Origin of the sequence: Pedobacter terrae (assembly GCF_036946585.1) — a bacterium.
GTDB lineage: Bacteria > Bacteroidota > Bacteroidia > Sphingobacteriales > Sphingobacteriaceae > Pedobacter > Pedobacter terrae_C.
Window position 1 is genome coordinate 99955 of sequence record NZ_JAQIIV010000013.1, and the last position, 25257, is coordinate 125211.

Genomic DNA, 25257 nt, shown 5'->3' on the forward strand with positions numbered 1-25257 from the left:
TGAGGTTAAATACTAAAAATATCTGGCCCCGAAGGGGTAATGCCGAAACTTTCAGGCAAAAAATAAGTCAAGTTTTTTAAACTTGACTTATTTGATATAGGCTATTTGTTTTTCCCTAAACCCTAAACCCTAAACCCTAAACCCTAAACCCTAAACCCTAAACCTAAAATTCCGCGTTTTTCGGGAATCTCGGGAAAGCAATTACATCGCGTATATTGGTCATTCCGGTTACGAATAATACCAAACGCTCGAAGCCCAAACCAAAACCAGCGTGCGGGGCTGTACCAAAACGACGGGTATCTAAATACCACCATAATTCATCTTGCGGAATATTCAAAGCTTCCATGCGTTGGGTTAAACGGTCTAAACGCTCTTCGCGTTGCGATCCGCCGATCATTTCTCCAATACCTGGAAATAAGATATCCATTGCGGCAACTGTTTGTCGGCCTTCAGCATCTGGCTCATTCTGGCGCATGTAGAAAGATTTAATATCGGCAGGATAATCGGTTAAAATTACCGGTTTTTTAAAGTGTTTTTCTACCAGGTAACGTTCGTGCTCACTTTGTAAATCTGCTCCCCACTCATCAATCAGGTATTTAAACTGTTTCTTCTGGTTCGGTTTAGAAGATTTTAAGATTCTGATCGCCTCAGTGTAAGTTAAACGTTCAAAATCATTGGCCAGGCAGAAATCCAGTTTCTCCAATAAACCCAGTTCACTGCGCTCGTTTTGCGGTTTTTGTTTATCTTCTTCGGCCAGGCGATTGTTTAAAAATTCTAATTCTTCTTTGCAGTTGTCTAAAGCATATTTGATGACATACTTCATCATGTCTTCCGCAAGCTGCATGTTGTCCTCCAGGTCAGCAAAAGCAAACTCGGGTTCAATCATCCAGAATTCAGCCAAATGGCGGGTGGTGTTAGAGTTTTCAGCCCTGAATGTTGGTCCGAAAGTATAAATTTTGCCAAAAGCCATCGCTGCCAACTCGCCTTCTAACTGACCAGATACGGTTAAGTTAGTTGCACGGGCAAAGAAATCCTGCGAGAAATCTATTTTACCCGCTTCAGTACGTGGCGGATTGTCGAAATCTAAAGTGGTTACTTTAAACATTTCGCCTGCACCTTCAGCATCACTGGCTGTAATTACCGGGGTATGCATGTATACAAAGCCACGTTCGTTGTAAAACTGGTGGATAGCAAAAGCCAAAGCATGACGTACCTTAAAAACCGCATTAAAGGTATTGGTACGGAAACGAAGGTGTGCAATTTCGCGTAAAAATTCCAGACTGTGCTTTTTAGGTTGCAAAGGGAATTTCTCCGGATCACTATCACCCAGAATTTCTACGTTCGTAGCCTTAATCTCCACCGTTTGGCCTTTACCCATCGATTCGATCAATTTACCCGTTGCAGAAATGGCTGCACCAGTGGTTATTCTTTTCAACAGCTCATCAGGTAAATTATTAAAATCGATCACCACCTGGATATTGCTCATGCAAGACCCGTCATTTAAGGCAATAAACTGATTATTACGGAAAGTTCTTACCCATCCCATAACCGTTACTTCTGTATCAAATGCTGTCGACTTTAATAAATCTTTAATTTGCTGTCTCTTAATCATATTGTTATTTATAAAAGGCGCAAATTTAAAAAAAAAATGTATCAGTTGGCAGTTTTCGGTATACAGTTTTCAGTTTTTTAGGGTTAGGTGGCTGACAACTGTGAACTGATAAATGCGAACTTTTGCGGTAAATTCTTATCTTGAACAGATTTATCGATTATGTAATTTCAAGTGATCTATCCAAAAACGCCTCATGAGTAAATTTGATATTGATAAACAAACCTTAACCGATTTAAATATATTCGAGGATTATGGTTTAAATAAGAGCGTTTATTCCTTATTTAATTTTACATCAACCATTAAGGGCAATGATAAGCTGATGGAGATGTTCAGGACACCCTCCACTGATATTGAATGTATTAATGAGCGACAGGAGCTGATTAAATATATATCGAACTATTCAGCCGATTTTTATCTTGACCGTACCGACATGGATTTTGTTGAAAGTTACCTGATGCAAAACTCCAAAGTAAAATCCTACTCCATAGTTTCGGCATTGATCAAATCTGTTAACTATTTCTTTTATCCTAACCAGGCATATTATTTAAAAGAAAAGGGAATAACGGGAATTATATTTTTGCTGAAGAAAGTGAGCGGAATTTTTAATTTATTGAATGATGAGATTAAACCCAAACTGGTTGAAAAAATTGAAGATGTTATAGTTGTATTGTCTAAACAAAGCTTAATCAAAGAAATTATAGACCGTAATGATAAAAAAATTAGTCTATTTGAATTAGAAAGGCTTGATTTTATATTTAATAAGCAAGAATTTAAGACAATTAGATCATTTCTTGATCTGGTGTATCTGTTTGATGCTTATTTTTCAGTAGTTAAAGCCTGCAGAAAATACAATCTAAACCTTCCAAAGATCAGCTCGGAAAAAACAGCTTCTGTGTATAAAAGGTGTTTTTCATCCGTTTTTAGCGAATCCAGTTGCCAACGATTTCGAATTTGGAACGGGAAAAAATATCTGTTTCCTCACCGGGAGTAATATGGCAGGGAAATCAACCTTTTTAAAATCTGTTGGCATCTCCATTTATTTGGCTCATTTAGGTTTTCCTGTACCTGCAGCAAACATGGAAACGGGCATTTGGCAGGGGCTGATATCGACCATAAATCTTCCAGATAACCTGAATCAGGGTTACAGTCATTTTTATAATGAAGTATTGAGGGTAAAACAAGTTGCTGAAAAAATTAAAGTTTCCAAAAATATTTTTTGTGATTTTTGATGAACTTTTCCGCGGAACAAATGTGAAAGACGCATTTGATGGATCATTGTCTATAATTAAATTGTTTTCTAAAATAGAAGACTGTTATTTTATGATTTCGACACATATTGTAGAAGTTGCCGATCTCATTAAAGCTGAAGAAAATATAATGTTTAAACATCTTTTTACCAGAATGGAAGAAGGTAAGCCAATATTTAGCTATCAGCTTAAGGACGGGGTTACCGAGGAAAGGATAGGCATGTGGATTATTGAAAATGAAAAAATCAATGAAATTTTAAGCAGCAGAGATTTAAATTAACCGCTGCTGTCTTTTTCAGTTAACTTGGCTGTTAACTGTGAACTGCAAATTGCCTACTGTTGTTGCTGCTGCTGCTGCATGGCTTCCATATACTGCTGGTAGCTGTTTTTGGCTCTTTGGGAAGTTATAGCGCCACTGGGTTTGCTGTAATTCACTTCTTTTGGCTGAAAGTATGGCTCATTATCTTTGAAATCTTCATCATTATAACCTACAGATACGTTAACTTCCATAATGTGTTCAAAGCCGCCTTTGTAAACACCTTTTACAGGTGAGCAGTCGGCGAAGTTGCGTCCTACGGCCAGGCGGACATGGTTTTCATTAGCAATGCAATTATTGGTAGGATCCAAACCTAGCCAACCATATTCGGGTAAGTATGCTTCTGCCCAGGCATGGGTTGCGCCTTCACCGCGCATGCCATCTTTATTGGGGCAGATATAACCACTTACATAACGCGCCGGGATTCCAGTCAAGCGCAGCATGGCGGTTAATACATGTGCAAAATCCTGACAAACACCTGCTTTAAGTTTCAAAATCTCATCAATAGTGGTATCAACTGCTGTTATGCCTTTAATGTATTCGAAATTATTGAACACGTAAGCGCAGTATTTTATCGCCGTTTGATAAGGTGTATCTTCATTTTCCTTAATGCCAAGGGCCATGTGTTTTAACTCGCTAATTCCATCAAAACTTTCCTGCCGTAAATAATCGATATAAGGTACTTCAAATTTTAAAGCGCTTAAACTATTCCACTGCTCGCTGCTGAACATATCATCCTGTGGCAAGGGCTTGGCAAAAGTTTCTACACTTACCTTTGAGTATATTTTGAGTTGGGTATGTGGTTCATTTTGGGTAAAGGTGCCTACTTCATTGCCATAATAATCGATAAAAAGTTCAATCTCAGGACTTCCGGAGATATTCAAATCATGTTTAATGACTTTCTGAAAATCGTCTTTGATTGGGAACAGAATAATCTGGTTAGCGCTATCCCTGACAGGAGATTCGTATTTGTAATTGGTGATATGTTTGATTTTGAAAATTGGCATGGATTTTTTTGTTTTTTATATGTTACCACAGATAACATGGTTAAACACAGATGTAAAATCATTGGAAGTAGTATCTGTGCGCTGTGTTTATATGTGATTCTTTATTTAATTGTTATGAATTTGCGAAGTAATATTCATTCAATAGATTTCCGATACCAAATAGTTCGGCCCTGATCTCTGTGAGGTAATGATGTAATTGTTCTTCGTTCATGGTATTAACCGAGCTATAGGTAATCATACTTTTTAAACGTCCTATTTTAAATGACAGGCTGTTGTAATGTTCAATATTGCTTTCGCTCTTGAGCCGGTTAAAATACCGTTCAATATTGTTCATAGCATATAATGCCGAACGCGGAAAATCATTATTAAGCATCACCAGTTCGATGATGTTTTTCGCATCAAATCCTTGCCGGTAGGTTTTAAGGTATAATTCATAACCACCTAATGATAATAATAAGTGTTTCCAATAGGCAATATCGGTTAACAGATCGGGGTTGGTGCTGATTGAACTGAATTTAATATCAAGTATATCAATAGATTGGATACTTCTTTCCAGATGTTTGCCGATTTTCATAAAACTTCTGCTTTCTCCGCGCTCCATCACACTATCGGCCGTGCCGTGGTAAAGCATTACCTGTTTAATCAGTACATCCAGTGCGGTAATGGGATCATCTTTTTGTACATACCACAATAATTTTTCGTCTTTAACCGCATGGTAATATTCGTTTAAGCATTGCCATAAATCTTTAGGGATATGTTCTTGTACACTCCGTGCATTCTCACGCGCAAGTGTAACGATGTTTAAAATCGAATTTGGGTTTTCACGGTTTAACAGCAGGTATTCGATCACCGCACGGCTATCGTGCTGGATATTTAACAATTCATTTTCATCATCTGATGAGAAAATCCTGATCACAGGCTTCCAGGTAAATTCCTGTATCGTATCTTGTGAGGAAGCGTAATTTATTTTCAACATGCGCAGCATACCGTCGCTGCGCTCAACATATCTGCTTAACCAATATAAGCTTGATGCCACTCTACTTAACATATGCTGTAATTTTAAGATGTTAAAACCCAGGTGTCTTTACTGCCGCCGCCCTGCGAGCTGTTTACCACGAGCGAACCTTCTTTTAAGGCCACCCTGGTTAAACCCCCTGGTACAATCGAAATGCCGTCTGGTCCGTTTAAAGCAAATGGGCGGAGATCTATCCGACGTGGAGCGAGCTTACCATTGATAAAACATGGCGCAGAAGACAAGCTGATGGTTGGTTGGGCAATAAAGTTGCGTGGATCTTTCAAAACTTCAATTTTGTATGCTTCAGTTTCCTTTTCACTGGCTGCATGCCCCATTAACATGCCATAACCGCCACTTCCATTGGTTTTTTTGATCACCATGGAGTTGATGTTTGCAAAAACGTGATCAAGCTCATCTTTATTGCTGAGTTGATAGGTCGGAACATTCTTCAGAACAGGTTCTTCATTCAGGTAATACCTGATCATATCGGGTACATAGGTATAAACCGCTTTATCGTCGGCCACCCCATTGCCTACGGCATTGATAATGGCTACGTTACCTTTACGATAAGCGCCCATCAGTCCTGCTACGCCCAGCACGCTGTTCGGATTAAATACCAGCGGATCGAGATAGTCGTCATCTACGCGGCGATAAATTACATCTACCTGTTGTAGTCCGGTGGTGGTTTTCATAAACACCTTTTGGTTTTTAACTACCAAATCGCGCCCTTCTACCAATTCCACACCCATTAAGCGGGCCAATGTAGTATGTTCGTAGTAAGCAGAATTGTACATGCCCGGACTTAGCAGTACAATTGTTGGATTAGAAACTGCTCTTGGTGAAAGGGCCATTAAATTTTTGTATAGAATAGCAGGGTATTCGGTTACGCTCCTTACGCCGCACTGTGGGATAAGATCAGGGAATAATCTTTTAGTGATTTCCCTGTTTTCGAGCATATAACTTACACCAGAAGGGGTGCGGAGATTATCTTCCAGTACATAGAATGTTCCATCATGGTCTCGGATCAGGTCTATGCCAGCAATATGAATGTAAATATCGTGCAATACATTTACATTATGCATCTCTCTTAAAAAATGCGGACAGGAATAAATTACATTTATGGGTACAATTTGGTCTTTTAAGATAAATTGATTGCTATAAATGTCTTTTAAGAAAAGATTTAGTGCTTTTAACCTTTGCTTTATTCCTTTTTCTATGAAAGACCACTCGGTGGAAGTAATAATTCTTGGAATAATATCAAAGGGAAATATTTTTTCGATGCCTTCGCCGCTGTCATATACAGTAAAGGTAATACCCTGACTCATGAATAGCTTTTTAGCAAGTTCTTCCTTTTTATTTAAATTTTCGAGTGATTCTTTAGAGAAATTGTTTATGAAATTTGCATAGTGATTTCTGTAATTATCACCACTTGAGAACATTTCATCATAAGTTTTGGGATTATTAAAGTAGTTTTTTGTAAAATCTTCTATCATTTTGTTGAAATATTCTCTTAAATTATAGTTTTTAGTTTAAAATAAATAGATTTTAGGTATTAATATTTGTTTTAATAATCATTATATATCTTTTTTATGATTTTTTATGTCTAAATATTAGGTTTTTATCAGAAATATTAAATTTTTTATTAAAAATTATTGTTAATCTGGATAAAGTTTGTATTTTTGTAATGCTCGTTAATTATTATTATATATTTGGTTTAAAAAAAGCGCTGGCAACGGCGCTTTTTTTATAAAAACTTTAAGACTTATTCATAATCAACATAAACCAAACAACCTAAAACCAAGAAAGCTCCAGTATCACTGGAGCTTTTCTTTTTTATGGTTTATCATCTCGGCGAAAGTATAGTAAAGTGGAGGGTTCTCGAGGAAAAGTCGTTAACGACGATCCTTCATAGGAATTCTAAGTACATAAAAAAGCTACCCTTTTCAGGATAGCTCTTCAATATATGTTTTGTTGTTGTTATTCTTCTGAATAAGAGATTTTATTAACATGTTTGTCAATTTCCCATCTTCCGGTACCTTCTTCGCCAATCACTTCGAATAACTCTAAAGCTCTGCGCGCTTTATACTCTTCCTCGCGTTGCTCTTTCAAGAACCAGTTCAGGAATTCCATGGTTACAAAATCTTGTTCCTTGTGGCATCTGGCTGCAATGTTTTTGAAGCTCTGGGTAATGGCAATTTCAGCTTCTAAGGCATCTTCAAAAACTTCTCTGAAACTAGCGAAGTCTGTTTTAATCCCACTTACTTCCGGAGAGATTGCATTACCACCCATATCCAATACATATTTGAATAATTTAAGCTGGTGTACTCTTTCTTCTTCAGATTGCTTTAAGAAATAATCTGCCGAATAGTCGAAGCCATTTTGATCGCACCAAGATGACATGGATAAATATAGTGATGAAGAGTGAGCCTCTTTTTTAATTTGCTGATTTAACAATGTTTCGATATCCTGAGATATTAAACATTTGATACGCATTAGATCTTTCATATTTCTGTACTTTAATAACAATACAAATGTAAACTGAATTTGTTCTGAATACTAATTTATTTACAATATGAAATTAGTCTAAATTGCTGATAATTAGTTATTTGTAATCAGTTTAAATAAGAGGGGATGAATGATTTAAGATGTAGAATGAATGATGGAAAATGGATGGATAACGCCAAACGGATAGTGGCTGAGGATCAGAAGGATGGTGATCGGTTTCCAGTTGGCAGTTCTCGGTTTTCAATTTCCATCGAGGTCGTCATCCTGAATTTATTTCAGGATCTTTTCAGGTAGAAACTGAAACAAGTTCAATGTGACGTATCGGGTTGACCAATGGCTAATGAACCATAAACCTAGTATACCAATCTGTATAGACAATCGCTAATGATATGATTAAGCTTAAACATGGTAAAGGTGCCATGTAGCAAATCTTTTAAAGCAATAATTTCGAGGGCGCTTAATAAATAGATGTGTTCGCAACCGTTAAAGGTAACCAATTCAAAATCTGCCTTATGGGTGTTTAAAAGCATCGCTTCAACATCGATCTGTTCTACAACCGCTTTTAGTTTTTGAAGCGACAAGCAATTGTAACGCGCAAACTTTCCACCAAAATCTACGTAAAAGCAATTTAACTTATCTGATTGATAAATTGAACCCTGGGTATTTGAGAATACGTTAACGAGTTGGTTAATATCTATACACGCTTTTTCCATCGGTTACAAAAATTGGTATTATTTAGATTAAATACAAATAAAATGTTAAAAATATTTAGCATTGGTGTTTAGAGGAATGAATCAAGGATGGAAGGAAGGAAGGAAGGAAGGAAGGAAGGAAGGAAGGAAGGAAGGAAGGGGGGGAGGGAGGTGTTGAACGGATCATTGTTTATTTTATAATTTAATGTTGCAATGTCTTCAACAGTTTTAATACTTAAGAAAAGTCTTTATTATCAGTAGGTTTTTCAGCCTGCGAAACAATTTTAATACGACCGCCAGTCGCGTACACTTAGAAATTGCTTCGTTGCCTTAATACAAAGATTTTTGATATCATTTACTGTGTGTTAGTTAACTTTAAATATCATATGGTGGTAGCTGCCACCCATAAATTTCTTTTCGTTCCGGATCTCAAATCCCATCTGCTGGTAAAGCTTTAAGGCGCGATGATTATTTTGTTCTACCAATAAACCAATGTTTTGGTGGCCCAATCGCCATCCCCAGTCTATGCCTGCCGTAATTAATTGTTTGCCCAGACCTTTTCCCTGTGTACTGGCATCTACGCTGATACTATCGAGATAAAATTCGCCACTTTGTGTTTCTGCATCCAAATGGTTATCCCCTGTGTCGGGGAGATTTAGATAAGCTAAAAGGGGTTTCCTCAATTCGATGAGCTTTGCGCCATCATAAGCCGTTAATGAGCCAAGTACTTTTCCTGCATTTTCAAAAACTAAGGTGTTTTCATAGCTGTACTGATTGCCTTGCTGTTGAAAAAAATGTTCAAAGATGTGATCAATCGTTTCCAGATCTTTTGTATGGACTAAATTCGGGGCAAGCTCGCCCATTGCCTGGAGTAACAAAGGAACAACTTGCGCTGCATCTTCCGGTTTGGCGGGCCTGATCATTAAATTTCACTTAGCTTGAAGGTTTCAGCCACACGGATTCCTTTTTCGGTACGCTGCAGGGTGCAGCATTCGTTAACGGGATCGTGCTCCAGAAACAGGATATAATTGTTATCCACCGCTTCTTCTAAAAAAGCTTCTTTTTCGGTTAATGTTTTTAACGGAAACATGTCATAGGCCATTACATAGGGCAGCGGGAGGTGGCCTACAGAAGGCAAGAGGTCAGCCATATATACAATAGTTTGGCCTTTATAACTTATTTTTGGCAACATCATCGCATCGGTATGGCCATAAGCAAAAGTGATATTGATATCCTTTTGCCATGCTATATTCTCTTGTTCAACCACAAAATTGAGCTGACCGCTTTCTTGAATGGGTAAAATGTTCTCTTTTAAAAAGGAGGCTTTTTCCCTGGCGTTAGGCTCAACTGCCCATTGCCAATGTTTTTCGTTACTCCAATACCTGGCGTTTGTAAATGCTGGTAAAAGTTTTTCGCCCGCTCTTACAATGGCGCCACCAACATGGTCAAAGTGGAGATGGGTCAGAAAAACATCGGTAATATCTGCCATATCAAAGCCCAATTGTTCCAGCGATTTCTGCATTGAGGCTTCTCCATGCAGGTAATAGTGACTAAAAAATTTCTCGTCCTGTTTATTTCCGATTCCGGTATCTACTAAAATCAACTCATCATTTCGTTCGATCAAGAGGCAGCGCATGGCCCAGGTGCAAAGATTGTTTGCATCAGCAGGATTGGTTTTTTGCCAAATGGTTTTTGGTACAACACCAAACATGGCACCACCATCTAATTTAAAAAAACCGGTATCTATGGTATGTAATTTCATCGCCTTTAATATGATAATAATAGGCGCTAAATTTAAGATGTTTTATGCGATTGGGCAAAATTGTTGGCTAAGATGATTTATCAGGTGTTACCAGTTTTAAACCTACAATTGATAAAATTAAAAGGCCGATGAAGAAAATTCGCCAGAAATTAGCATCTTCTTTAAAATAAAATATCCCAACTAGAACTGTTCCAACAGCGCCAATCCCCGACCATATTGCATAAGCGGTACCCAACGGGATTTGTTCAATGGCTTTGGTTAGGAAAACAAAACTGATGATCACACAAACTACAAATCCTGCAGCCCATTTCCAATTTGTAAAACCCTCTGATAATTTTAGTGATGTAGTGAAACCTACCTCGAAAAGTCCGGCAATGACAAGCAAAATCCAATGCATAATGTACTCCTTATTTTAATGATTATGTATTCGTTATTTACCGAACAGATAATGGTGTTAAATGTTTTAGGAATATGGGAGATAGCATTTGTTTGGTTTCGAAAAGAATTTGAAACAAACCGTAACTCGCCGATTAAATTGTTAATTACTTTACCAAAAAAAAAGCCCCGAAAATTTTCGGGACTTTTTAAATCTTATTGAGGTGATTTACAAGTGGATCACTTCTCCGTAGGCATCAGCAGCAGCCTCCATAATGGCTTCGCTCATGGTTGGGTGAGGGTGAACAGATTTAATCATTTCGTGTCCGGTGGTTTCTAGTTTACGTGCCACCACAATTTCGGCAATCATTTCGGTAACGTTGGCACCGATCATGTGCGCCCCCAATAATTCTCCATACTTGGCATCGAAAATTAATTTGATAAAACCATCTTTGGCACCAGCAGCACTGGCCTTACCTGATGCAGAGAAAGGGAACTTACCGATTTTTAATTCGTAACCAGCCGCCTTGGCTGCTTTCTCGGTATATCCTACTGATGCAATTTCAGGTGTGCAATAGGTACATCCCGGAATGTTATTATAATCTAAAGGCTCGGCATGCTGACCAGCAATTTTTTCTACGCAAATAATTCCTTCAGCAGATGCCACATGTGCCAATGCCTGGCCACCTACCACATCGCCTATAGCGTAATAACCTTTAACCGAAGTGTTGTAAAACTCATCGGTAACAATTTTGCCTTTTTCAGTTTTAATGCCTACTTCTTCTAAGCCAATGTTTTCAATATTGGCTACAATACCTGCTGCTGAAAGCACGATATCAGCTTCGATGGTTTGCATGCCAGAAGCTGTTTTAACAGAAACTTTACAGCCTGCACCGCTGGTGTCAACTGATTCGACACTTGCGGAAGTCATTACATCGATACCGGTTTTCTTTAAACTGCGTAACAGTTGTTTTGAAACATCCTCATCTTCAACCGGAACCACGTTTTCCATAAACTCCACAATGGTTACTTTGGTGCCCATAGTAGCGTAGAAATAAGCAAACTCTACTCCGATAGCACCAGAACCTACTACCACCATGCTTTTTGGTAATTCAGGAAGTACCATCGCCTGGCGATAACCTATAATTTTTTTGCCATCTTGTTTCAGGTTTGGCAATTCTCTTGAACGCGCACCTGTAGCGATGATGATATTTTTTGCACTCAGTTCTTTTTGAGAACCATCAGCGCCTTTAACTTCTAATTTGTTTCCTGGTTTTACTTTACCAGTTCCCATAATCACGTCAATTTTATTTTTTTTCATTAAAAATTGAACGCCTTTGCTCATGCCGTCAGCTACACCACGACTGCGTTTTACCACTGCAGCAAAATCTGCGGTTGCACCGGCAGTAGTAATTCCGTAATCAGCAGCATGATTGATATATTCGAAAACCTGCGCACTTTTTAAAAGTGCTTTAGTAGGGATACAGCCCCAGTTTAAACAAATACCACCTAATGATTCACGCTCAACAATGGCTACTTTAAGTCCCAATTGAGAAGCTCTGATTGCAGCTACATAACCACCAGGGCCGCTGCCTAAAACAATAACGTCGTAATTCATCTGTTTTTTCTATTTTGTTATTTATCTTTCAGATGGGAGGTTGCGGGGATAATTGATGTTTAATTATGACCTGTAGTTCCAATCTGCTTAAAGATATTTGTTTCTTAATGTTCTGTGTTTATAATTATGTAGATAAGGTGTCTATTTCTATCTTGGTACGTGTGCATTAAACTTTAACATTACCAAAAATTAAAGGACACTGCTCTGTTAACCATCGTCCAAAACTAAAAAAAAAATGTCAATTGGCTAGCTCAATATTCAGATAGTAGTTAAAATTTACAATGGTTGAATATTGTTGACCTGATACTCGTCAAAAACGAAAGCTATGATTGCCCTGATTTGCAAAATTATATATGGGTAAGCGCATTAAAAGTTAAATAACTGGAATGTTAATGTTTGAAAAATCTTATTGATATGTATTATTAGAAAAATACCAATGTTAATTTAATTTTCATGTATAAATTATAAGTAACTGCTGGTTTTATTGTTAAAAAATTAGTTTTCTAAGCAATGTATTGATAAACTGAAAGTTGTAATTGATATCATATGTGTTAAATGTTGAAAAATTATGACCGACTTAATAATTATTTAACATTGAATGTTAAAATGTGTTAAATTTTATTAGGACATTTGCAGCTACAAAATCCCTTTTGATTATCATTAACAACAAAAAACATTTAAAAATTAAAGTATGAAGAAATCTTTACTTTTAAGATTAGTACTGGTTATTGTTGCATTTGTAAGCATTACTTTTGGTGCAAATGCACAGGTAACTACATCATCAATGACAGGTTCTGTAAAAGATGCCAAAGGCCCTCTGCCTGGTGCAACTGTTAAAGCAATTCACACCCCTTCTGGAACAACTTACACTGTTTCAACCAACAACGATGGTCGCTTCGCAATAAATAATATGCGTGTAGGTGGTCCTTATGCTGTTGAAATTACTTACATAGGGTTCAAACCTGGTAAGGTATCAGATATATTTCTGAAATTGGGTGAAACTTTTACACTGGATTATAAACTGGATGATTCAGGTAATACCTTAGCTGAAGTTAGTGTTCAAGGTACGAAAAAAGTAAACGCTCAGAAAACTGGTGCGAGTACGAATATCTCTAGTCGTGAATTAGCATCTCTACCAACAATTTCAAGAAGTATTTCTGACTTTACGAGATTAACTCCTCAGGCTGGTTCAGGTTTGGCTAGTAATAGTTTCGGTGGACGTGATGCTCGTTACAATAACATTCAGGTTGATGGTGCAAACCTAAATAACAACTTTGGTTTAAACACCGATCCACTTCCAGGTGGCGGATCTCAACCAATTTCATTGGATTCATATGATCAAATTTCAGTAAATATCGCCCCATACGATGTTCGTCAAGCTGGTTTTACCGGAGCTAACATCAGTGCGGTAACAAAAAGTGGTACCAACGCTTTTCATGGCAGTGCTTATGGGCTTTACAGGGATCAAAGTTTTTTAGGTAAAAATGTTAAAGGTACCGATATTAGTTCTCAAATAGTGGCCTCTAAATCAAAAACTTATGGTTTTACTTTAGGTGGCCCGATTGTAAAGAACAAATTATTTTTCTTTGTAAATGCTGAGAAAGAAGAGAACTTGGCGCCCGGTATTGCATTTTACCCAACCAATGGTTCTGGCTCTGGTACGGTTTCTTCTACAACTGTTGCTGATTTGAAAACCGTTTCTGACTATCTTAAATCTAAATTTGGTTATGAAACAGGAAGCTATCAGGATTTCCCCGCATTTGCAAGAGATAATCATAAAATCTTAGCTAAAATTGATTGGAACATTAATAACAGCAATAAGTTGACATTAAAGTTTAGTGATTTTAGAGGTACGGATGATCAACAACTTAATTCTACCAGTATTCCAAATGGTGGAGGTTTCAAAGTTACTGGTCAATCTAGTACGATTTCAAGAGCGCCTAATAACAGATTTGGTCCAAAATCTTTTTCATATGAAAACTCTAACTATGGCTTTTTAAATACGACCAGAAGTGGAACGTTAGAATTAAATAGTAGATTGAGTAATAAATGGTCTAATCAATTATTACTAGCGTTTACTAAAAATAAAGCCACTCGTGGATACCCTGGAGAAATTTTTCCAACTATCGATATCTATGATGGAACAACAGGTAGTAATATTATAACTGCTGGTATGGATCCTTATACATTAAACAATGATGTTGTTAATGATGTATATAATTTTACTGATAACATTACTTATAATGCAGGTAGACATAATTTTACCGCAGGTTTAACTTACGAGTATCAAAAAGTTGGTAACATGTTTATGGCACCGGCTAATAGTTACTATGTATTTAACTCTATCAATGATTTGATTACGGATAAGGCTCCTGTTTATTTTGCTTATACCTATTCACTTATACCTAATACGCCAGCGGTATACTCTGCTCAACTTAAAATTGGACAAGCTGGTGCATATATCCAGGATGAATATAATGCAAGTGATAATGTGAAATTTACTTTTGGTTTGCGTGCAGATATGCCAATTTATCATGAAGATCCATTGAATAACCCTGCAACATCAAAGTTAAATTTTTACGCTGATGATAATACAACGCTAAGAAGTTATAGTACTGATAAGTGGGCAAAAAGTAGGGTGTTGTTATCACCAAGAGTTGGTTTTAGGGCAACATCTGATGATAAATCTTTGGTATTTAGAGGTGGAATGGGAGTTTTTACCGGAAAAATTCCATTTGTATTCTTAACTAATATCCCTACCAATACAGGTATGTATCAGTTTGGTGGTGCAATTAATAACAATACAGCGGCAGGTATAGCACAGTTAGCTAATATTAAATTAAATGCTAATCCTAACGCTTATGCTAATTTATTCCCAACTACTGCAGGAACATCATCACCTGCCAATGTTGTTTTCATGGATGAAAATTTCAAATTTCCTAAAGTTTTTAGAGTAAATTTAGGTATTGATAAAAATATTGGCGATGGTTATATGTTAACTTTCGATGGATTATATACAAAGGATATCAATGCGGTTAAGATGCGTAATGCAAATTTAACAAATCCAAATGGAGTGGTTTTAGAAGGTGATCTTAGTCGTCCTCGCATCATTGGTTCTAATAGATTAAATAGCGCAATAACTTCAGCAATTGTCCTTGAAAATTCAGCCAGAGGTTACGCTACTTCATTAACTGCACAAATTAGTAAATCTTATTCAAATGGATTTTCTGGTTCTGCAGCGTACACTTACTCTATGGCTAAAGAAATTACAGCCAATCCTGGTAGTCAGGCTTCTTCGGTTTGGAATACGAACCCTAACGTAGCTACTTCTAACTTTCAAGAATTAGGAAATTCTGCATACGCTATTCCTCACCGTGTTGTGGCTAATCTATCTTATCGTAAAGAGTATCTTAAACATTTGGCAACAACGTTATCGATCTTCTATGAAGGATCTAACCAAGGTGTTTATAGCTTTGTTGTAAATGGCGATATTAACGGTGATTCGAACAGTTCTGCTGATTTGATGTATATACCAAGACCTGGTGAAACAATTTTCCAACAATATACAGTTGGAAGTGGTACATCAGCAAAAACGTTTACTGTTGCACAACAAGAAGCCGCTTTAAATCAGTTTATCGAAAGCTCTCCTTACTTACGCAAAAACAGAGGTAAATTTGCTGAAAGAAATGCTGCATTGTTGCCATGGTTTCATAGAGTTGATGTTAGATTCTTACAAGATATTTTCATCAACACAGGTAAATCAGGTAAACAGACCCTTCAATTTAGTGCTGATATTATTAATGCTGCCAACTTAGTTAATAAAAACTGGGGAACTTATCAACGTTCTGTTTTAAATAATCCATTAGTGTCTCAGGGCGTTAATGCAACTACTAACAGGCCAACATATAGGCTGGCTAATATTAGTAATGAATTGGTAACTGATGCCTTTCAAGACCTGGTAACTCCAACTAGTACTTATAGTATTCAATTGGGATTAAGATATACTTTCTAATCAAAAGCCCGATTAAGAGAAAGCCCCGATCAAACGATCGGGGCTTTTTTTATTTTATAAAAACCATTTCCACCTAAACGCGATTTTATTGTTAGTCTATTTATTTTAAAAACTAAATTATAAAACAATGAGCGGTTCAAAACAAACCCATAACCATGCTACCATTAAAGCATGGGCAGAGAAACATGGTGGTGTACCTGCTGTAGTTGCAGACACGGCTAAAAAAAGCGAAGGAGGTGTTTTAAGGATACATTTTCCTAAACATAGCGATAACAAATCCGATTTAAAAGAAACAGATTGGGATACTTTCTTCAAAACTTTTGATGAGCACAAACTCGATTTCCTTTATCAGGAAAAAAAAGCTGACGGCGAAGAAAGCACCTTTCACAAATTCGTAGCGAGAGATTAAAAGCAAAAAGCCTGATCAATAAATCAGGCTTTTTGCTTTTAATCGTATTTTTTTAATTGGACCATATTATTTCGCCGGCTCAGTTTTTCCGTTGTGGCAGGTTATACAGGCGATTTGGGTAATTGTTTTGCCTTCCTTCATGGTATTGTGAAAATATTTTTTATTGATTTTAGCCGTCATACGCATCATCTCACGGGCAGTTTCTTTTTCAGGTTTCTCATCGCTGGCAAAATCCATCTTTCTGGGATTATCTTTCATTGGTGCATGGCAATGGCTGCATCGCACACCTAAGGCAAGCTTAAAATCGTCCATTACTTTATCCAGTTCTTCTTTACTGATATTTTTAGGCAATACCTTTAAATTTTTGCTTTCGATTCTGGTTCAGGTTTAGGCATAAAGGCGCTCAGACTTAAAATAAAACAAGCCATTAAGCCCATTACGATGGTCTTTTTATCATTCATGTTCTGTTGATTGGTATAACTAATATAAATCTTTTTATGATACAGATATGACTTTTGTACATTGTAATGGATTTATTGCATTATTTACGGCTTAGCGATCCTCATCCGATAGCAATTGGCTCCCGCACAGGCGGGAATTTTAATGCGTTGATAGGCTTGGAGGCCATGATTTCTGATTGACTTCCAAAAGCTTTAAGATCCCAATCAAGTTGGGGATGACGTATAAACCTATAGAAATGAAATCTTTCAAGATAGGGACGAGAATTGCAAAAAAAAAAGCCCAAACGATTTGTTCAGGGCTATGATTGATGGGAATAATTAAAGTTTAATGGTAAACAAATGTGCCTTTTTCGCTCTCAATGGTAACTTGTTTCTGGTCGCCTTTTTCTACGCGGCCAATAATTTTCGCATCGATGTTAAAGCTTTTTGAAATTTCGATTAGGCTTTCAGCAATTTCCTCAGGTACATAAAGCTCCATTCTATGGCCCATATTAAACACTTTATACATTTCCTTCCAGTCAGTACCCGATTGTTCCTGGATCAGTTTAAATAGGGGTGGAACAGGGAACAAATCGTCTTTTATGACATGGATATCGTCATTGATGAAATGCAATACTTTGGTTTGGGCACCGCCGCTGCAATGTACAATACCATTAATCTGACTGCGGTGTTTCTCTAAAATCTGTTTAATCACTGGTGCATAGGTGCGCGTAGGAGAAAGTACCAGTTTACCAACGGTTATTTTGCCATGACCTTCAATTTCAATCTCGTCAGTTAATTTTTTGCCGCCCGAGAAAACCAGGTCGAATGGCACTGCCGGATCGAAGCTTTCAGGGTAGGTATTGGCTATAGATTTTTCAAAAACATCATGACGGGCAGAAGTTAAGCCGTTTGAACCCATACCGCCATTGTATTCGGTTTCGTAGGTAGCTTGTCCCGAAGAGGCTAATGCTACAATTACATCACCAGGTTTAATGTTATCGTTACTAATGATTTCCTCACGCTTTAAACGACAGGTTACCGTAGAATCGACAATAATGGTACGTACTAAATCACCCACATCGGCTGTTTCACCACCGGTTGAATAGATGGTGATGCCTTGCCCGCGCAAATCGGCCAGAATTTCTTCCGTACCGTTAATTACAGCTGCAATTACTTCGCCTGGAATCAGGTTTTTATTTCGGCCAATGGTTGATGACAGGAGGATATTATCGGTAGCACCAACGCAGATCAGGTCATCAATGTTCATGATAATCGCATCTTGTGCAATACCTTTCCAAACCGAAATATCGCCGGTTTCTTTCCAGTAAACATAAGCTAGAGATGATTTGGTGCCTGCGCCATCTGCATGCATGATGTTACAGTATGCCTCATCACTACCTAAAATATCGGGAATGATTTTGCAGAATGCTTTCGGGAAAATTCCTTTATCGATGTTTTTGATGGCATTGTGCACATCTTCTTTTGAGGCAGAAACGCCACGTTGATTGTACCTGTTATCACTCATGTTGCCGCAAAGATAGTTGTTTAAGGTGGAAGGTAAAAGTGTAGAGGGTAAAAGGTTGATAGAAAGTCTGAAGTCCGGAGTCTGAAGTCCAAAGTTTGGTGCAAGAAAAAATAATCAGAAGAGGTTTTATAAGTGAACGGTCGTTTTTCATGGCGGTTTGCAGCCCCGCTTTCCCTAAGCCGTTTTGATTTATTGGATAGAAAAAATAATTATTGGATAAAACGGCATTCGTACATTCGATACCTATCGGATCGGGCTTAGGGTACAGCGTTTGGTTCGTTTTGGGAGCTTTTCTTTGCACTGCCTTTTGTTAAATAAACCTGATTGAATGGATGCTGTTAAGATGAACTTTAAGAATAAGGAAAATTTTACAGCAGAAAGGAAAGCAGGACTATCTTAACCGATAAGCAGGGGTATCGCTTTCTAAATGATTTTGCCGGCTGAGCATCCGCTAAATGGTTTGACCATGAGCCTCAAAACGTGAAGGTTTTTTATGTAATTATATCCTATATCTTTTACCGTATATGGGATGTAAGGATGTAAAAAACTGAAAATTCAAAAACATGTAATCTGGTTTAGTTCGCTATTTTGGTACCAAGAACAAAAAAAATAACTTATTTAATAGCTGTCGTTGTGGGATTACTTCATCGTTCCTCTTCGCAATGACGGATTTATTAAAACAAAAAAGGCGTAGAGTAAACCCTACGCCTTAAACCTTTTAGCTTAAGCCTTTCTTATTTCATGAATAATAATTCTCTGAATTTTGGTAAAGGCCAAACGCTATCGTCAACAATTTGCTCCAACTTATCAGCATGGTAGCGGATGGTATCGAAGTATGATTTAACTTTCTCATCGTAAGCAATCGCTTTTTCGCGGGTATCTTCCAATTTGTTGGTCACTTTACGTTCCTCTAACATCGCATCGATATTCGTTTTCACGATATCTAAGTGATCAGATAGTTTTTTAACAATTTCTAAAGAAGATTTACTTTCTATACCAAGTTCTTTTAATCCTTTAACGTTTTCGATTAATGAGTTTTGGTAAGCAATTACAGCAGGGATAATAGATGTATTGGCTACTTCACCCATTACACGTGCTTCGATCTGTAATTTTTTGTAGAAGTTTTCCAACATGATTTCATGACGGGCATGAATTTCACGTGAGCTATAAATACCAGTAGTTGCAAATAAATCAGCTGATTTTTCGGTTAAATAAGCATCTAATGCTTTTGGTGTGGTTTTGATGTTTGATAAACCGCGTGCTGCAGCTTCATCTTCCCACTCCTGGCTATAACCATTACCTTCAAAACGGATTGATTTAGATTCTTTGATGTATTTTTTGATCACCGTTAATAAAGCGATGTCTTTTTTATCACCTTTTTTGATCAACTTATCCACTTCGGCTTTGAATTTAATCAATTGCTCTGCCATAATCGCATTTAAGATCGTCATCGGAGCAGAAGAGTTGGCAGAAGAACCTACAGCTCTCAACTCAAATTTGTTACCAGTAAAGGCGAAAGGAGAGGTACGGTTACGGTCGGTATTATCCAATAAAATTTGAGGGATTTTAGGAATACCTAACCAAAGTGCATTATCCTCTTTGATTTTTTTGCTGATACGAGAGTGCTCAATCTCATCTAATACATCGTTCAATTGTGAACCTAAGAAAATTGAGATAATTGCAGGTGGCGCCTCATTTGCACCTAAACGGTGATCGTTGCTTACTGATGCAATACTTGCACGTAATAAATCGGCATGCTCGCTAACTGCTTTAATGGTGTTTACAAAGAAAGCAAGGAACATCAGGTTGTTTTTTGGTGTTTTACCTGGAGCCAATAAGTTTTTACCTGTATCGGTAATTAACGACCAGTTGTTGTGTTTACCTGATCCGTTGATACCTGCGTATGGTTTTTCATGTAATAACACACGGAAATGGTGACGACGGGCAACTTTTTCCATCAAATCCATCAACAATTGGTTGTGGTCGATCGCTAAGTTGATTTCTTCATAAATTGGTGCACACTCGAATTGAGAAGGCGCAACCTCATTGTGACGGGTTTTTAAAGGAATACCTAATTTTAAAGCTTCGTTTTCGAAATCTACCATGAATGTGAATACACGCTCAGGGATAGAACCGAAATAGTGGTCTTCTAATTGCTGACCTTTGGCAGACATGTGTCCGAATAAAGCGCGACCTGTTAACAATAGGTCCGGACGGGCGTTAAACAACGACTCATCAACAAGGAAATATTCCTGCTCAATACCTAAAGAAGCATTTACTTTAGTGATGCTTTTATCAAAATATTGACAAACGTCAACGGCAGCTTTATCTAATGCAGCCAATGCTTTTAATAAAGGTGCTTTATAATCTAAGGCTTCGCCTGTATAAGATACAAAAACGGTAGGAATGCAAAGGGTTTTACCTGCTTTACTTTCCATAATGAATGCTGGAGATGAAGGATCCCAGGCTGTGTAACCACGAGCTTCGAAAGTATTACGGATACCACCGTTAGGGAAACTCGATGCATCTGGTTCTTGTTGAACTAAAGCGCTACCTGAAAATTTTTCAATTGCACCTTCACCGCTAGGCTCAAAAAACGAATCGTGTTTTTCGGCTGTAGTACCGGTTAAAGGCTGGAACCAGTGTGTATAGTGGGTTGCTCCGGAAGCCATTGCCCACGATTTCATGGCAGTAGCAATCTGGTTTGCGTCGTCTGCATTAATTAACTCACCTTGGTTGATAGATGAAATTAATTTCTCATACACGTCTTTAGATAAGAAATCTCTCATTTTTTTCTTATCAAATACATTAGCGCCAAAAAAGTCAGAAATTTTAGCAGAAGGAGATTTAACTTCAGGCGAAATTCTGTTTTGAGCCTCTTTTAATGCGATGGTTCTTAAGCTTTTCATTAATTCGTTATGTTTTTTTGTCAAAAATAGTATATTTTATCAATTCAAGTAAAATAATCGCAAAAATTATATCAATTTTATTGAAAATGAAATAAAAAAATGTTTTTCAGGTGAGAAATTTCATTTTTTGTAACGAAAATAGATTTTTTGGATGTTTTATGGAATCGAAGATTTTGTTGCATCATGGTATAAAAATAAAGCTATGTTCAACTCTTCAATTAACGTATACAAGACCGAGTGGCTTGATCTTGTATTTGCAGACCGCAACAAAAACTACGGCGCTTATGATTTAAGATCCAAATCATCGTCGATTATGACAAGGGTACTTTTCGTATCAGGCAGTTTATTCGTACTCGCCTGTTTCGCCCCTTTAATTTATAGCAGATTCGTACCTAAAGAAAATGTGGTTGTAGAAAAAGCAAAGGTTATTGATTTAACCGATGTGATTCACCAGATGAAACCAAAAGCGCCTGAACCGGAGAAGAAGATTGAACCAGCAAAAGCTGATCCGGTTAAGGTCAAAACAATTGCACTTCCGTCACAGGTAGTGGTGGTAGATAAAGTAGATCTTCCAGATCCGCCAACCATTAAAGAGATTGAGCAGGCTGTGATCAGCGATAAAACGCAAGATGGAATTGTAGCGCCTAATTTGGTCATTACTGATAGTAAAGGGAATGGTGATGGTACAGGTACTGCAAAGGACGGGGAGGGTACTGGCGATCCGAATGCGGTTATAGATTTGAGCGGAGTCGATGAGTACCCTGAATTTAATGGCGGTGCCAAAGCCTGGTCTAAATATATGGAGCGTAATTTAAGGTACCCGTATCAGGCACAGGAAGATGGTATACAAGGAAAAGTATTTGTGAGCTTTGTGGTAGAGCGAGATGGTTCTGTAACTGATGTTAAAGTGCTAAGGGGCCTGGGTTATGGTTGTGATGAAGAGGCCATCAAAGTGATCAAAAAATCACCACTTTGGAGACCAGGTAAAAATAAAGGTGTTCCGGTACGCGTAAGGTATAACATGGCCATTAATTTTCAGATGATGTAAGATGGAAAATGGATGATTTCGCATGGGTGAGGTAGAATAGGAAATCAATGATGATGATCCTTCCATATTACCTATACCATCTTATATTATTCCTTAATAACGCCCTTGGTTTTTAGGTAGATTTAGGTTTAGGTGAACGGTTTGGGCAGTGCCCAGGCCGTTTTTTTTTTGTATGGAGAGTTGTCAACTTTCTTGCCACCATGCTAGTAAAGTTGACAACTCTATAAATCTAATGAATAAAAAAAATGGATGATGGTTTTTAAATTCCATCATCCATTTAAAAATCGTTGAGAGTTGCCAACTTTCTTGCCGTCATCTAGCAAAGTTGACAACTCTATAAGTCCTGTTAAATATTACCCTTGGTTTTCAATCCACTTACGTGCATTTACAAAGGCTTCCATCCATGGCGAAACTTCGTCTTTTCTGCCTGCTGGATAATTTGCCCAATGCCATTGGAACAATGAACGCTCAATGTGCGGCATCATCACCAGGTGACGGCCGGTTTCATCGCACAGCATTGCAGTGTTGTAATCAGAGCCGTTCGGACTTGCTGGATAGGTTTCGTAAGCGTATTTGGCTACAATTTTATATTGATCTTCTGCATATGGTAACGAGAATCTTCCTTCACCATGTGATACCCAAACCCCTAACGTGCTTCCGGCAAGGCTTGACAGCATTACAGACTTATTTTCCTGTAAGGTTAATGAAGTAAAAATACTTTCGTGTTTGCCGCTTTTGTTATGCAACATTTTAGGTTTATCGGCATGGTCTTTATTAATTAAGCCCAGCTCAACAAATAACTGGCAGCCGTTACAGATCCCCACAGATAAGGTGTCAGGGCGGGCAAAGAATTTTTCTAAAGCGATTCTCGCTTTTTCATTGTATAAAAATGCACCAGCCCAACCTTTGGCCGATCCTAAAACATCCGAGTTGGAGAAACCACCTACTGCACCAATAAACTGAATATCTTCTAACGTTTCTCTTCCGGTAATTAAATCGGTCATGTGTACATCTTTCACATCAAAACCAGCTAAATACATGGCATTTGCCAGTTCGCGTTCAGAATTACTTCCTTTTTCGCGGATGATGGCTGCTTTTGGCCTTGGTTTGGTTTCGTCAATTACTGGTTTTTTACCGTCGAAGGTAAGCGGGAAACTGTAATTTAAAACGTGGTTTTTATAATTCTCGTAACGCGCTTTGGCTAATCCGTTTCCGGTTTGTCTGCTATCTAACAAGTAAGATGTTTTAAACCAAACATCGCGTAAATGGTCGATATCAAAACTGAAGCTTTCAGCAGCATTTTTAATTTCCAGTTTAGCGGAATTGCTTACTGTACCAATTTTGTGGAAAGTGACACCATTTTCGGTTAATGTAGCTTCAGCGGCAGCATCAGCCTGAAAAACAACGGCAATATTCTCGGCAAAAAGCAATTTAATGCTATCCTGCTCTGCTAAAGCCGATAAATCGAGTTCGGCGCCTAAATCCCGGTCTGCAAAACACATTTCCAGCAGGGTTGTAATTAAACCACCGCTGCCAATATCGTGTCCGGCCTGAATCTTACCGGCCTTAATTAATTGTTGTAAGGTATTAAATGCATTCTTAAATTGATCTGCATGTTTAACATCCGGTGTTTCGGTACCTACCTTATTCAAAATTTGCGCGAAAGATGAACCACCTAATTTATAGCTGTCATTTGATAGGTTGATGTAGTAAATGGCACCACCATCTTTTTGTAATACCGGTTCTACTACCTTGGTGATATCATCACAATTGGCCCCAGCCGAAATAATTACCGTTCCGGGTGCAATCACATCACCGTTGGTATATTTCTGTTTCATCGATAGGGAATCTTTCCCAGTTGGGATGTTAATACCTAAATCGATTGCAAAATCAGAACAAGCTTTTACAGCTGAATATAACCTGGCATCTTCACCTTCGTTTTTACAGGCCCACATCCAGTTGGCAGAAAGTGACACGCTTTTTAAACCATCTTTTAGAGGTGCCCAAACTATATTGGAAAGTGATTCGGCGATGGCGTTGCGGCTACCTGCAGCAGGATCAATCAGCGCTGAAACTGGTGAATGCCCAACTGAAGTGGCAATACCTTCTTTACCCTGGAAATCTAAAGCCATTACACCACAGTTGTTTAACGGCAATTGTAACGGACCAGCGCACTGTTGTTTAGCTACACGGCCACCCACACAACGATCGACCTTGTTGGTTAACCAGTCTTTAGCTGCAACTGCTTCTAATTGAAGTACTTGTTCTAAATAAGTACTTAACTGGCCTGCATCGTAAGTAAGTTCGCTGTATTTACGGTCTACCGTATGATCTTCCATTACAATTTTAGGTGAACTGCCAAACATGGCTGCTAACTCTAAATCCATTGGTTTTAAACCGGTAGTGGCCGATTTAAAGGTGAAACGGTGATCGCCGGTAACTTTACCTACGGTATACATGGGTGAACGCTCGCGATCAGCTATTTTTTGAAGGGTCTCGATATGCTCGTTACCGATTACCAATCCCATTCTTTCCTGCGATTCGTTGCCGATAATTTCTTTAGCTGAAAGGGTAGGGTCGCCCACGGGAAGTTTGTCAAGGTTGATTAAACCACCGGTTTCTTCCACCAGTTCTGATAAACAGTTTAAGTGACCACCTGCACCATGATCGTGAATGGAAATGATTGGATTGTGATCGCTTTCTACCAAACCACGAACCGCATTTGCGGCACGTTTTTGCATTTCAGGGTTTGATCTCTGAAT

20 protein-coding genes are annotated in these 25257 nt (G+C 38.0%); 6 read left to right on the plus strand and 14 right to left on the minus strand.

What is annotated here, in order from left to right; all coding sequences use genetic code 11:
• Positions 1-163: 163 nt before the first annotated feature.
• Entirely contained in the window at positions 164-1612 is a 1449-nt protein-coding gene (asnS, locus tag PGN18_RS16305) for an asparagine--tRNA ligase (RefSeq protein ID WP_335320668.1), read from the minus strand.
• Positions 1613-1805: 193 nt separating this feature from the next.
• Between asnS and PGN18_RS16310 the strand changes: the two genes are divergently transcribed.
• From PGN18_RS16310 to PGN18_RS16320, 3 genes are read left to right on the plus strand one after another with little or no spacing between them, the layout of a single operon-like run.
• The gene (locus PGN18_RS16310) at positions 1806-2603 is read left to right on the plus strand and encodes a hypothetical protein (RefSeq protein ID WP_335320669.1); all 798 of its coding nucleotides are present in this window, start codon (positions 1806-1808) and stop codon (positions 2601-2603) included.
• Between the two features lies 1 nt (position 2604).
• Positions 2605-2841 (plus strand): MutS-related protein, encoded by a 237-nt coding sequence (locus PGN18_RS16315; RefSeq protein ID WP_335320671.1) that lies wholly within the window; start codon positions 2605-2607, stop codon positions 2839-2841.
• Entirely contained in the window at positions 2831-3139 is a 309-nt protein-coding gene (locus PGN18_RS16320) for a MutS-related protein (RefSeq protein ID WP_335320673.1), read from the plus strand. The genes PGN18_RS16315 and PGN18_RS16320 overlap by 11 nt, the downstream gene beginning before the upstream one ends.
• A gap of 53 nt (positions 3140-3192) precedes the next feature.
• Here PGN18_RS16320 and PGN18_RS16325 read toward each other — a convergent pair whose 3' ends face one another.
• The 9 genes from PGN18_RS16325 to lpdA all read right to left on the minus strand — a co-directional run bounded on the left by PGN18_RS16325 (position 3193) and on the right by lpdA (position 12149).
• Positions 3193-4182, minus strand: coding sequence for a transglutaminase family protein (locus tag PGN18_RS16325; RefSeq protein WP_335320675.1), 990 nt, complete (start codon positions 4180-4182; stop codon positions 3193-3195).
• Positions 4183-4294: 112 nt separating this feature from the next.
• Entirely contained in the window at positions 4295-5230 is a 936-nt protein-coding gene (locus PGN18_RS16330) for an alpha-E domain-containing protein (RefSeq protein WP_335320677.1), read from the minus strand.
• Positions 5231-5241: 11 nt separating this feature from the next.
• Positions 5242-6690, minus strand: a complete 1449-nt coding sequence (locus PGN18_RS16335; RefSeq protein WP_335320678.1) for a circularly permuted type 2 ATP-grasp protein — start codon at positions 6688-6690, stop codon at positions 5242-5244.
• Between the two features lie 484 nt (positions 6691-7174).
• Positions 7175-7702, minus strand: a complete 528-nt coding sequence (locus PGN18_RS16340) for a ferritin (RefSeq protein WP_293789617.1) — start codon at positions 7700-7702, stop codon at positions 7175-7177.
• Positions 7703-8055: 353 nt separating this feature from the next.
• Positions 8056-8415, minus strand: a complete 360-nt coding sequence (locus PGN18_RS16345; RefSeq protein WP_335320679.1) for a hypothetical protein — start codon at positions 8413-8415, stop codon at positions 8056-8058.
• A 344-nt stretch (positions 8416-8759) separates the two neighbouring features.
• Positions 8760-9317 carry a GNAT family N-acetyltransferase gene (locus PGN18_RS16350; protein WP_335320680.1) on the minus strand — a complete coding sequence of 186 codons (558 nt, stop codon included), beginning with the start codon at positions 9315-9317 and terminating at the stop codon, positions 8760-8762.
• Complete coding sequence (locus PGN18_RS16355; RefSeq protein ID WP_335320681.1) at positions 9317-10156, minus strand: MBL fold metallo-hydrolase; 840 nt, start codon at positions 10154-10156, stop codon at positions 9317-9319. Before PGN18_RS16355 ends, PGN18_RS16350 begins: the two co-directional genes overlap by 1 nt.
• 67 nt (positions 10157-10223) lie before the next feature.
• The gene (locus PGN18_RS16360; protein ID WP_335320683.1) at positions 10224-10553 is read right to left on the minus strand and encodes a DMT family transporter; all 330 of its coding nucleotides are present in this window, start codon (positions 10551-10553) and stop codon (positions 10224-10226) included.
• 207 nt (positions 10554-10760) lie between these two features.
• A complete protein-coding gene (gene lpdA / locus PGN18_RS16365) occupies positions 10761-12149 on the minus strand; it encodes a dihydrolipoyl dehydrogenase (protein ID WP_335320685.1) in 1389 nt (462 codons plus the stop codon).
• Between the two features lie 691 nt (positions 12150-12840).
• Between lpdA and PGN18_RS16370 the strand changes: the two genes are divergently transcribed.
• Complete coding sequence (locus PGN18_RS16370) at positions 12841-16161, plus strand: TonB-dependent receptor (RefSeq protein ID WP_335320687.1); 3321 nt, start codon at positions 12841-12843, stop codon at positions 16159-16161.
• 127 nt (positions 16162-16288) lie between these two features.
• Positions 16289-16570, plus strand: a complete 282-nt coding sequence (locus PGN18_RS16375) for a hypothetical protein (protein WP_335320688.1) — start codon at positions 16289-16291, stop codon at positions 16568-16570.
• Between the two features lie 66 nt (positions 16571-16636).
• Here PGN18_RS16375 and PGN18_RS16380 read toward each other — a convergent pair whose 3' ends face one another.
• The 3 genes from PGN18_RS16380 to PGN18_RS16390 form a co-directional block, all read right to left on the minus strand.
• Positions 16637-16921, minus strand: coding sequence for a c-type cytochrome (locus tag PGN18_RS16380; protein ID WP_335320690.1), 285 nt, complete (start codon positions 16919-16921; stop codon positions 16637-16639).
• Between the two features lie 435 nt (positions 16922-17356).
• The gene (locus PGN18_RS16385) at positions 17357-18538 is read right to left on the minus strand and encodes an AIR synthase related protein (protein ID WP_335320692.1); all 1182 of its coding nucleotides are present in this window, start codon (positions 18536-18538) and stop codon (positions 17357-17359) included.
• Positions 18539-19272: 734 nt separating this feature from the next.
• Positions 19273-21447 carry a glutamine synthetase III family protein gene (locus tag PGN18_RS16390; RefSeq protein WP_335320693.1) on the minus strand — a complete coding sequence of 725 codons (2175 nt, stop codon included), beginning with the start codon at positions 21445-21447 and terminating at the stop codon, positions 19273-19275.
• Between the two features lie 151 nt (positions 21448-21598).
• Between PGN18_RS16390 and PGN18_RS16395 the strand changes: the two genes are divergently transcribed.
• Positions 21599-22495, plus strand: a complete 897-nt coding sequence (locus PGN18_RS16395; RefSeq protein ID WP_335320695.1) for an energy transducer TonB — start codon at positions 21599-21601, stop codon at positions 22493-22495.
• A 353-nt stretch (positions 22496-22848) separates the two neighbouring features.
• Here PGN18_RS16395 and purL read toward each other — a convergent pair.
• Positions 22849-25257, minus strand: a 2409-nt coding sequence (gene purL, locus PGN18_RS16400) for a phosphoribosylformylglycinamidine synthase (protein ID WP_335320696.1), incomplete at its 5' end; no start/stop codon positions are given.